This window comes from Streptomyces sp. CBMA123 (assembly GCF_014596465.1).
In the GTDB taxonomy this organism is placed as follows: Bacteria; Actinomycetota; Actinomycetes; order Streptomycetales; family Streptomycetaceae; genus Kitasatospora.
On the sequence record NZ_MECK01000177.1, the window covers coordinates 1 to 10,842 of the forward strand.

At 73.3% G+C, this 10,842-nt stretch carries 7 protein-coding genes and 1 pseudogene; 2 read left to right on the forward strand and 6 right to left on the reverse strand.

All coding sequences use genetic code 11. The features are described 5' to 3' along the window. Window positions 1-456 (forward strand): annotated as a pseudogene (locus BG452_RS20505) (serine/threonine protein kinase); the annotation flags it as partial. A 228-nt stretch (window positions 457-684) separates the two neighbouring features. After that, window positions 685-1,755: an AfsR/SARP family transcriptional regulator gene (locus tag BG452_RS20510; protein WP_188305793.1), complete on the forward strand. Its 1,071-nt coding sequence runs from the start codon at window positions 685-687 to the stop codon at window positions 1,753-1,755. Window positions 1,756-1,815: 60 nt separating this feature from the next. On the opposite strand, the gene BG452_RS20515 is transcribed toward BG452_RS20510, so the two are convergent. From BG452_RS20515 to asnB, 6 genes are all read right to left on the reverse strand, one after another. Continuing rightward, complete coding sequence (locus BG452_RS20515; protein ID WP_411292978.1) at window positions 1,816-2,898, reverse strand: alpha/beta hydrolase; 1,083 nt, start codon at window positions 2,896-2,898, stop codon at window positions 1,816-1,818. Between the two features lie 44 nt (window positions 2,899-2,942). Then, window positions 2,943-5,426, reverse strand: a complete 2,484-nt coding sequence (locus BG452_RS20520) for a penicillin acylase family protein (RefSeq protein ID WP_188305795.1) — start codon at window positions 5,424-5,426, stop codon at window positions 2,943-2,945. A gap of 138 nt (window positions 5,427-5,564) precedes the next feature. Beyond that, window positions 5,565-6,233 (reverse strand): cutinase family protein, encoded by a 669-nt coding sequence (locus BG452_RS20525; RefSeq protein WP_188305796.1) that lies wholly within the window; start codon window positions 6,231-6,233, stop codon window positions 5,565-5,567. A gap of 249 nt (window positions 6,234-6,482) precedes the next feature. After that, window positions 6,483-7,796: a UDP-glucose dehydrogenase family protein gene (locus BG452_RS20530; protein WP_188305797.1), complete on the reverse strand. Its 1,314-nt coding sequence runs from the start codon at window positions 7,794-7,796 to the stop codon at window positions 6,483-6,485. 56 nt (window positions 7,797-7,852) lie between these two features. Next, entirely contained in the window at window positions 7,853-9,076 is a 1,224-nt protein-coding gene (locus BG452_RS20535; protein WP_188305798.1) for an MFS transporter, read from the reverse strand. A 65-nt stretch (window positions 9,077-9,141) separates the two neighbouring features. After that, a partial coding sequence (gene asnB, locus BG452_RS20540; protein WP_188305799.1) for an asparagine synthase (glutamine-hydrolyzing) occupies window positions 9,142-10,842 on the reverse strand: 1,701 nt, incomplete at its 5' end.

Consider the following 10,842-nt stretch of genomic DNA (forward strand, 5'->3'; position numbering starts at 1 on the left):
GCCCACCGCCCGGGCCGCCGCCCACGACCGCGCACCGCCCTGCTGGTCCTCGCCGCCTGCGTCACGGCCGCCGTGACCGCCACCGCCACCGTGCTCTGGCCGCACCCCGCTCCGGCCCGGCAGCCGGCCGGACTGGCGACCGAACGCGCGGCTCACATCAGGGTGTTCAACGCCGAACGCAGCTGCCAGGACCGCGCCGACCGCGACCCCCAGTGCAGCCTCGGCCTCGCCGTCGACCCGCTGCGCCCGTACACCGCCGACAACGTCATCCCCACCCGCGTCTGGCACGACGACGTCCTCGACGCCGACTGCCAACTCACCTCCGGCCTCCCGATCATCGACGAGGAGGACCGCGCCTCCACCCTCTGGTACCGGATCCGCCTCCCCGGCCCCGCCACCGCCTGGCTCCCCGCCGTCCGCACCAAGGACCGGCCCGGCCTGGTCGGCTGCCCCTGACCAGGTAGCCCGGACCGGGTAGCCCGGACCGGGCCGCGTGACCAGGCACCGCTGACAGGTACCCCTGACCGGGCCCCGCCCCCTGACCAGGCGCGCGTGACCTGGTGCCCGTGGCGCGGACCGTCGTCCGCGCGCCTCCGGATCGTTCCGGATTCCGTGCCCTGAGCCCCCGTCACTACCGTCGACCGCGTCCGCCGGACCGGCCGGCCCGGAGTCCAGGGAGCAGCAATGCCGACGACCGCCACCACCCGCCGGCCGAGCACCGCCGTGCTCGGGCCCCAGGAGCGCGAGGTGCTCCGCGCGGTCGGCTGCGGCCTGCGGGACGACGAGATCGCCGCCGCCCTCGCCATCGCCGAGGACGCCGTGGCCGGACAGCTCGCGCGGATCCTCGGGAAGCTGGGGCTGCGCGACCGGGCCGCCGCCATCGTCCACGCCTTCGACTGCGGGCTGGTCTCCCCCGGCCGCGGCCCCCGCACCCGGGTGGGAGGCCCGGTGCCGCAGCACACGGCCCGGCGGGGCGCCGGGCCGAAGGTGCAGATCTCCCTGCTCGGACCGCTGCGGGCCTGGCAGGACGGGCGGCCGCTCGACCTGGGGCACCTGCGCCAGCAGGCCGTGCTGGCGGCGCTGGCGCTGCGCGCGGGGCGGACCGTCAGTCAGCAGGAACTGCTGGACGGTGTCTGGGGGTTGGAGCCGCCGGTCACCAACGTGGTGCCGGTCCACATCTACCGGCTGCGCAAGACCCTGCGCATCGGGGACAGCCCGGAGTCGGTGATCGAGCGCGATCGGTGCGGCTACCGGCTGGTCTCCGGCGCGGCCGAGGTGGACCTGGTGCGGATGGAGGGTCTGGTCACCGACGCCGGCACGGCCCATCGGGCGGGCGACCCGGCCGAGGCGGTCCGCCTCTGTGCCCAGGCGCTGGACCTGTTCCGCGGGGAGCTGCTGGCCGGCCTGCCCGGTCCGCTCGCCGAGCTGGAGCGGTTGCGGCTCGCCGAGCGCCGGATCGCCGTCGCGCAGCGGAAGGCGGAATGGCAGCTGCAGCTGGGTCAGTACGCCGGGGCGATCGCCGAGCTGTTCGCCCTGTCCGCGGAGCACCCCCTGAACGAGCCGGTGGCCGCGCTGCTGATGGGCGCGCTGTACCGGTGCGGTCGGCAGGCCGATGCCTTGGCGGTGTTCGACCGGGCCCGCCGCCGGCTGGCCGACGACCTGGGGGTGCCGCCGAGCCGGATGCTGCGGCGGACGTACCAGATGATCCTGCGCGGGGACGAGGCCGGCCTGGGCCTCACCGCGGTCGCACGGTGAGGCCCAGGCCGGCGGGGGTGTCACGGTCACTGGGGTGTCGCGGTCGCCGGGGTGTCGTGGTCAGGAGGCGAAGGCCCGCTCCAGCCGGGGGATCAGGTCCCTGAGGTCCTGTTCCCAACAGCCGCCGTTGTGGCCGCCGTTGCACCGGGTGCCCCAGGCGGAGCCGTCGCCGTAGTCGACGTAGTAGTAGGGCATGCCCAGGGCGTCCATGTGGTCCTTGACGTGCTTGGAGGCGCCTTCGAGCCAGAACTCCAGGTCGGTGGGCACGCCGCGGCCGTTGCCCACGTAGACGGAGACGCCGACTCCGGCGAGCTTGTCCATGTGCTGCGACGGGTCGGCGGCGTTCCACCGCCAGTCCGCGTTGAACACCGGGTAGGGCGTGCCGAACAGGGCGTCGCTGTCCACGCCGGGCTTGTACGGGTCGTTGCCCGGGTCGCCGCAGAATCCGGAGGCCGAGCCGCAGAGCGCGCCCTGCGCGTCGATGAGGGAGGCGACGACGGCCAGCCGCAGGTCCATCGAGTCGGCCGACAGGTCGATGTCTCCGGACAGGGACGCGGTCTGGCTGAACAGTTCGGGGCGGTCCTGGGCGTAGTGGAGGGCCCCGAAACCGCCCATGGAGACGCCGGCGACGGCCCGGCCCTTCTTGGTGGCGACGGTCCGCAGGTTCGCGTCGATGAACGGGATCACCTGGTCGAGGTGGAAGTTCTCCCAGTTCTGGGCGCCGAGCTGGGTGTTCTGGTTCAGCCAGTTGGTGTACCAGCCCCGGGCGCCGCCGTCCGGGATGACGGTGATCATCGCGTTCGAGCTGGTCAGCGCCGGGTAGTTCTGCTGGACGGGGTCGTCGGGCGAACCGTGCAGGAAGTACAGCACGGGGTAGCGCCTGGCCGGGTCGTCGTAGTAGCCGCTCGGCAGGATGATCTTGATGTGGTGCTTGCCGGTGACCTCGGGCGTGGTCACGGTGAGGTAGAAGTCGGTCGGTCCGCCCACGGCCGGTTCGACCTGGGTCAGGCCGAACCTGTCCGCCATCGGCGGCGGCGCCCCGGTGCCGCCGGCGGCCCGTGCCGTACCCGCCGTCGTGGCCGTCGCCACGACGGCGGCCAGCAGGGCCACCACCGTGCGCCATCGACTCCATGGACTCGTCACGGTGTTCCCCCTCGTGGGTGTCGTGGTTGCGCGGCGTGGGGCCATCAGTCCAGCACCTTGGTCTCCAGGGCCGGTGAGGCCGCGATCTGGTCCTCGGTGTACCGCTCGGTCACCCACTGGCCGGCCGAGAACAGCTTGGTCTGGTCCGAGAAGTGCGGCGAGTTCGGGTTGGCCGACTGGGAGTAGGTCAACAGCGAGGCGGATTGCGGCGGGCCGTCGGCGGTGAAGCTCGTCTGCTGGATGAAGCTGGAGCCGAAGGTGACGTCCGGCTTGCCGTCGACCGTGCCGAACGTGACCACGTTCAGCACGCCCAGTTCGTGGATCGACCCGTGGATCGGGATCTGCTCGCCGTTGCGGGTGATCTTCTGGGAGTCCGACAGCGGCGCGTTCAACGGGATGCCCGCGTTGCGCAGCGCCAGGACGGCCCGGGCCAGCGAGTTGCGGACGGCGTCGTTCCCGGCGTCCAGCGAATTGGGCGTGTGCACCGGGTCCTTGGGGTCGAACGGGACCTTCCACGGCAGTTTCTCGATCGCCTGCCCGTTGCCCAGGAGGTACCAGAAGTTCTCGAACAGCAGTGAACCCCGGCTGTCCGCACTGAACTTGTGGTTCCAGGCGGCCAGGATCGGGCAGGCCTCGCTGATGTTGACCAGGTTTCCGTCCACCAGGACGAGCCCGAACGGCGCGCCCTGGCAGGCGCTCACCGTGGCGTTGAGGCCCAGGTCGGCCGCCCTGCCGTTGTCGGCGAACAGCAACTGCCGCATGTTCTCCGGGGTGAAGCCCCGGCCGGGCAGGCCGTCATTGCCGTCGATCCGGTTCCGCGCGGTCTGGATCAGTTCCTGGGTGCGCAGCGTCCGGGGCGTCGCGCTGTCGCCCATCACCCGGGGGAAGGCCAGCGGCTGGTCCGGATTGGCCAGCCAGGCGCTGTCGTTGGCGTTGCCCACGAAGTCGGACCGGATCAGCCGCGGCTGCTTGTGCGGGTCGAGCAGGCCCGGCGCGACGGCGTTCGGGTCGTTCGGCCAGTCGCACTCGCTGCGTTTGCCGTCGAAGATGGAGATCGGCGGCACGTTGGGCAGCCGCAGTACCTGGTTGAACAGCGCCTGGCCGGTCAGGGTGAGGCAGGACTGGGCGTGCTCGTCGGTGATGTTCGGGGCGGCCTGGATGTCCGCGTACAGCGCGTTGCCCTTGCGGTCGGTGGCGACGGTGTTGAAGAAGGGCACGCCCTCGGTGGTCTCCAGGGCGTTCACCACGTCGTTGACGTCCTTGGCCCGGTCCAGGTGGAACCAGGTGTTCAGGGCCCGAAGGTTGTCCATGTTGGCGTCGCGCACGGCGTGGGCGCTCACCACCCAGGGCAGCGGGTAGCCCTGCATCGCGGTGGTGATGGGGCCGTAGCGGGTGGACCAGAGCGTCCTGGTGACCCGGCCGATGGAGCCGTCCGGGTTCCGCACGTCGACGCCGACCTGCTGGGAGGTCATCGGCGTCCAGACGCCGTCCACCAGGTAGTTGGTCGGGTGCAGCGGGTCCACCTGTACGTCGAACAGCCCGAACGGGGCCACCGTGGCGACCGTGTGGCTCCAGGCGACGTCGTCGGTGTGGCCGATGTTCACCGCGGGGAGTCCGAGCAGGCTGGCCCCGGAGACGTTGAACTTGCCCGGGATGGTCAGCTGGCTCTGCCACATCCGGTTCTTGCCCTGCCACGGGAAGTGCGGGTTGGCCAGCAGCATGCTGGTGCCGGTGCCCGGGGACACCCCCTGCGAGCCGACCGCCAGGGCGTTGCTGCCCATGGCGCCCTGCTGATGGCTGGCGGCGATGGCCTCGCTGATCTTCGCCGCGGTCTCCTCCGGGGAGGCCGCCGGGGCGGCCGGCGCGGCGGCCGGCGCGGCGGCGGCCGAGGCCCCCGGGGGCGTGGCGTTCACCTCGCCGTCCAGCAGCGGGTCGGCGACGCCCATGATGATCTCGGCGTGGGCGTGCCGGTAGACGTCCAGCTCCGTGATCGGCCGCACCCAGGCCGCACCGCGGCAGGCCGGGTCGGAGATGTTGTTCACACCGGTCTCGGCCAGGTACCGGTTGTACCCCTGGACGTAGCCGCTGATGGCCTCCTTGACCTCCGGCTCCGGCCCGTTGGGGGCGGGCTGGGCGAGCAGCCGCTCCACCACCTGGTTGTCGTTGATCCGCTGGAAGTACAGGTCGCTGTTGAGGTTGGTGGTGGTGTTCTGGTTCTGGCCGGGGCTCGTCCTGCCGTCGGGCCCCAGGTAGCGGGACCGCTGGGCGTTGACCATCAGGTAGGTGTCGGCCAGGGTGCAGATGTTGTCCTTGGCCGCGGCGTACCCGTAGCCCTCGCCGATCCCCCCGAGGGTCGAGGCGATGATGTGCGGGATGCCGTACTCGGTGTAACGGATCGTCGGCTTGTCCGGCCCCGATGCGGCGGTGGCGGTGGCGGCCGGTGCCCCGACCGCCGCCATGGTGCCCATCAGTGCCATCGCGGCCATGACCGCGACCGGCAGCTTCTTCCGGTGTTTCCTCCGTGCCATCGGGCCGTCCTTCCCCTGTCGGTCCGGGCGTTTGACTGAACGCGGCCAGGCTAGGGAGGGCCGATGACAACCCGATGAAGCGGTCGCCCGCCCGGGGGGCGCTCGTCGGCCGGGCGGTGGCCGACGAGCGCACCGTGGTTACGCGGGGTACCAGGCGCCGTTGTACCAGACCTCGTTGGCGCTGTCGTTGTGGTGATCCATGTTGAAGTCTTCGGGGTAGTTGTGGATGTGGTTGTACGGGTAGGTCCAGATGCCGGCGGACTCGTCGCAGACGTAGTCCCAGTGGCAGATCGTCTTGACCGGGATGTTGCCGAAGAACTTGTCGGCACCGGCGAGCGGGGCGCCGATGATGCCGCCGAACGGCACCGCCCCGCCGTTGGCTCCGGGCGGGCCCTGGCGCTTGGGGTCCGCGATCAGGATGGCGTTGACGTTGCCGAAGCTCTGCCAGTTCTCGGTGACCCAGACGTGCACCACGCCGGCCCCCAGGGAGTACCCGGCCATCTTGACGTGCTGATCCGGACAGGCGGCGCGCTGGTCACGGACCAGCCGGTTCAGCTCGTTGACGCCCGCCCGGGTGCTCGCCCCGTTGGGGATCTGGGTGGGGTAGCCGACGTGCTGCTGGATGTTGCCGGTGAAGCCGTCGTTGTTCCACGAGCTGCCGGTGCCCCCGACGACGATCGTGTAGGTGCCGTCGCACGGGGCCGCCACGCGTTCGGTGGCCGCCTGCGCCGCCGCCCCCTGCGCCGCCGTCAGCCCGACGGTCAGCAGGAGTCCGGCTGCCGCGGCCACCATCTTTCGTGCTCGCATTCAATCCTCCCAAGGCAGTTGGCCCACCCGTCCGCTGTCCAACGCGGTACGCGGTCGACCGAGGTCACCCGATGACCGTCGCAGCGACCGATGACATCCCGATGAAGTCCCCTCGACGGCCCCGGCCGCCGGCCGCCCCGGCCACCCGGCACCAGCGCGCCCCACTCACCCCACTCGCCCGACTCGCCCGACTCGCACGACTCGCCCAGGAGTCGCTCCGGTCGCCTGTGATCCGTGTTCCGGGTGCGGTCAGCGGCGGCCGAGGGAGCGGTAGGTCCAGCCGGCGGTGCGCCAGGTGTGGGGGTCCAGGACGTTGCGGGCGTCGACGATGGCGCGGGTGGCGACCAGGCGGCCCAGGGCGGTGGGGTCGAGGTCGACGAACTCGCGCCACTCGGTGAGCAGCAGCACGACGTGGGCGCCGTGGGCGGCGTCGGTGGCGGAGGTGGCGTAGCCGAGGTCGGGGCGGGCCTTGCGGGCGTTGTCGAGGGCTGCCGGGTCGTAGACCGAGACCTGGCCGCCCGCGCGGGCGATCGCGGTGGCGACGTCGAGGGCGGGCGAGTCGCGGATGTCGTCGGACTCGGGCTTGAAGGCGGCGCCGAGCACGGCGACCTTGCGGCCGGTGAAGGAGCCGCCGGCGAGTTCGCGGGCGTGGTCGACGGCCCGGGTGCGGCGGCGCAGGTTGACGGCGTCGACCTGGCGCAGGAACTCCAGGGACTCGCCGACGCCCAACTCCTCGGCGCGGGCGACGAAGGCCCGGATGTCCTTGGGCAGGCAGCCGCCGCCGAAGCCCAGCCCGGCGGCGAGGAAGCGCCGGCCGATCCGGTCGTCATGGCCCAGTGCGTCGGCCAGCCGGACCACGTCGGCGCCGGCCGCCTCGCAGACCTCGGCGATCGCGTTGATGTAGGAGATCTTGGTGGCCAGGAAGGCGTTGGCGGCGACCTTGACCAGTTCCGCGGTGGCGTAGTCGGTGACCACGGTCGGGATGTCGCCCAGCGGTCCGTAGAGGTCACGCAGCAGGGCCTCGGCGCGGCCGGGGCGCACCCCGAGGACGATCCGGTCGGGGGCCAGGGTGTCCCGTACGGCGTGGCCCTCGCGCAGGAACTCGGGGTTCCAGGCGAGTTCGGCGGCCTCCCCGGCGGGTGCCAGGGCGGCGAGCCGGGCGGCCAGCCGCTCGGCGGTGCCGACCGGGACGGTGGACTTGCCGACCACCACGCAGGGCCGGTCCAGGTGCGGGGCCAGCGCGTCGACGGCGGCGTCGAGTTGGGAGAGGTCGGCGGCCCCGGAGTCCTTGCGCTGGGGGGTGCCGAGGCAGAGGAAGTGCAGGTCGCCGAAGCCGGCGGCCTCCTTCGGGTCGGTGCCGAAGCGCAGCCGCCCGGCCGCCAGGTTGCGGACCAGCAGTTCCGCCAACCCCTTTTCGTGGATGGGAAGTTCACCCTGGTTGAGGCGGCGGACCCGGTCCTCGTCGATGTCCAGTCCGAGGACCTGGTGGCCGAGTTCGGCCATGCAGGCGGCGTGGGTGATGCCGAGGTAGCCGCTGCCGATCACCGTCAGGCGGTGGGGCATGGACGGTCTCCTGTCGTTGGTGGGGGTCTGCGTGTGGGGGTGCGGGGCAGCCCTGGTCAGCCGTCGACGCGGGGCAGCCGGCGGACGGGGCGGACGGCGAGCAGGGCGAGGACGCAGCCCAGGCTGACCGCCGCGCCGAGGAACAGCAGCCGGTGCACGCCGACCAGGTCGCTGGCCGGCCCGGCGACCGCCTGGCCGAGCGGGACGGCCAGGATGGACCCGGCGATCTCGTACGCGGCGACCCGGTTGAGCTTGTCCGCCGGGATCTGGGTCTGCACCGAGGTCGCCCACTGGACGCCCCAGAACGCCCAGCCGATGCCGCTGATCAGGTAGCCGAGCATCAGCAGCGGCACCGCCGGCACCAGGGCGGCGGACAGCGGCATCAGCGGGAACAGCAGCATGGCCAGCGCCCCGCCGAACAGCGGACGGGCCGGGCGCAGCCGGATCGCGACCAGGCCGCCGAGCACGCAGCCGACGCCGAAGGAGCTCTCCGCCCAGCCGAAGGCCGCCTTGCCGTGGGCGCCGATGATGGAGACCGCGCCGACCGGGGTGATCGGGCCCCAGACCGAGACGCCGAGCACCCACCAGATCAGGATCACCGACCACAGCCAGGAACGGGAGCGGAACGCCGTCCAGCCCTCGCGCAGGTTCTGCAGGGTGGAGGCGGTGCGGTCGGGCTCGATGGACGGCAGCCGCAGGGCGGCCAGGCAGAGTCCGCTGAGCACGAAGGTGGCGGCCGTCGCGGCGAACACCGAGGCCGGGGAGACCGCGGCGACCAGGGTGCCGGCGATCGCCGGACCGGCCATCGTGGCGACGCCCTGACTGACCCGCAGCACGCCGTTGGCCTGCTGCGGGTCGGCGGCGACCTGCGGCACCAGGCTGGTCAGGCCCGGCTGGAACATCGCGGTGGCGAGCCCGCCGAGCACCGACCCGGCGACCAGCAGCCCCAGCGGCGGGTGGCCGAGCCAGAGGCAGACCGCCAGGCCGGCCTGGACGGCGCAGCGCAGCGCGTCCGCGGCGATCATCTGCGGCCGGGGGTGGAAGCGGTCGGCGAACACCCCGCCGAACACCACGAACAGGGCGAACGCCCCCATCCAGGCGCCCAGCGCGACGCCGACGGCGCCCACCCCGAAGCCGAGGGCGAGCATCGCCACGGTCGTCGCGACCGGGATCATGGTGTCGCCCAGCACCGCCACGGTGCGGGCGGTGAAGTAGAGCCCGAAGTTGCGGGTCCACAGGCGGGCGGGCGGGGCGGGCGGCGCGGCGAGGGTCGCGGCCATGGGGCTCCTTCGGGACGTCCGCCGGGGCGGGCGGGGTGCTCAGGGGTCGGGGCTGCTCGGCCGGCTCAGAGGTGGAGTTCGACCCGGTAGGCGCGCAGCCAGGCGTCGGTCTGCAGGGCGGTCTCCAGCGCGGCCCGGCCGACGCCCGCGACCAGGGCGTCCGCGCCGTCGCGGGCCACCGCGGCGCGCAGCCCGGGGGCGAGCAGCGGGGCGACCGGGCTGTCCCGGTCCAGCGCGACCCGGGCCAGCCGCTCCCGCAGCACCCGGTCGTAGCCGGCGTCGCGCAGGTTGGGGTACGGGGTCTTGACCCGCATCGCCACCGGTTCGGGCAGCAGGTCCTTCATCGCGGCCCGCAGCAGGCTCTTCTCCCGGCCGTCGAAGGCCTTCATCGCCCAGGGGACGTTGAAGGTGTACTCGACCAGCCGGGGGTCGGCGAAGGGCACCCGGATGTCGAGCCCGGCGTCGGCGCCGAGGCGGTCCAGGCGGTCGAACAGCACCCGGGTGTGGCGGGTGTGCGCCAGGTAGGTGACTTCGCGGTAGCGGGCCTCGACCGGGTCGTCCACCGCGTCGGCGGCGGCGATCTCGGCGACGGCGGCGCGGTGGCAGTCCCGCTCGTAGCCGGCCAGGTCGAGCTTGCCGAGCAGTCCGGCGTCGAAGACGACGTCGGTGCCCAGGAAGCGCGGGCGGCCCTCCGCCACCCAGGGGAAGGTCGGTTCGGCGATCCACCGGGGCAGCCGGTTCCAGTTGTAGCCGCCGAAGACGTCGTCGCCGCACTCGCCGGACAGCGCGACGGCGGCGTGCCCACGCGCCTCGCCGAACAGCAGCCGCAGCGAGGCGTACTGGTCGCCCTTGTTGATCGGGATGTCGTATGCGCCGAGCACCGAGGCCCGCAGCGCGGGGTCGAGCAGGTCCAGGCCGGCGAGCGAGATCTCGCCGTGCTCGGTGCCGGCGTGCTCGGCCATCAGGCGGGCGTAGTGGTGGTCCTCGTTGCCCTGGGCGGCGCCGTCGGCGCCCGGCTCCTGGTCGTTGACGGCCAGTGAGCGGATCGGGCCGCGGCCCTGGCGGCGGGCCCGGGCGGCGGCCAGGGCGGTGAGCGAGCTGGAGTCCAGGCCGCCGGAGAGCAGCGAGCAGGGCAGGTCCCCGCCGTCCAGGTGCGGGGCGACCGCGGCCTCCAGCAGGGCCCGGACGGTGTCGACGGTGGTGTCCAGGTCGTCGGTGTGCCCGGCGACCCGCAGCTGCCAGTAGCGCCGCTCGCTCGCACCGGAGCGGCCGACCCGCAGCAGCGCGCCGGGCAGCACCTCGCGCAGGCCCCGGAAGACCGCGTGGCCGGGCACCCGGGCGACGGAGAGGATGTCCCGCAGGCCGTCGGCGTCCAGGGCGGGCCGGAAGCCGGGGTGGGCGAGGACGGCCTTGGGCTCGGAGCCGAACAGCACGCCGTCCGGGGTGGTCGCGTAGAACAGCGGCTTGACGCCCATCCGGTCGCGGACCAGCAGCAGTTCCTCGCGGCGGGGGTCCCACAGGGCCAGCGCGTAGCCGCCCTCGATCCGGGTGACGAAGTCCTCACCCCAGGCCAGGTAGGCCTGGAGGACGGCCTCGGCGTCGCCGCCGGTGACGGCGCGGTGCCCGGCGGCGGTGAGCCGGTCGCGCAGCTCGCGCGGGTTGGTGAGGTGGCCGGCGAAGGAGAGGACGGCCCGCGGGCCGGTGTCGCCGGGGGCGGTGAGCGGCTGCGGGTGCGGGTCGCGGGCGGTGCGGCGGTGGCCGAGGGC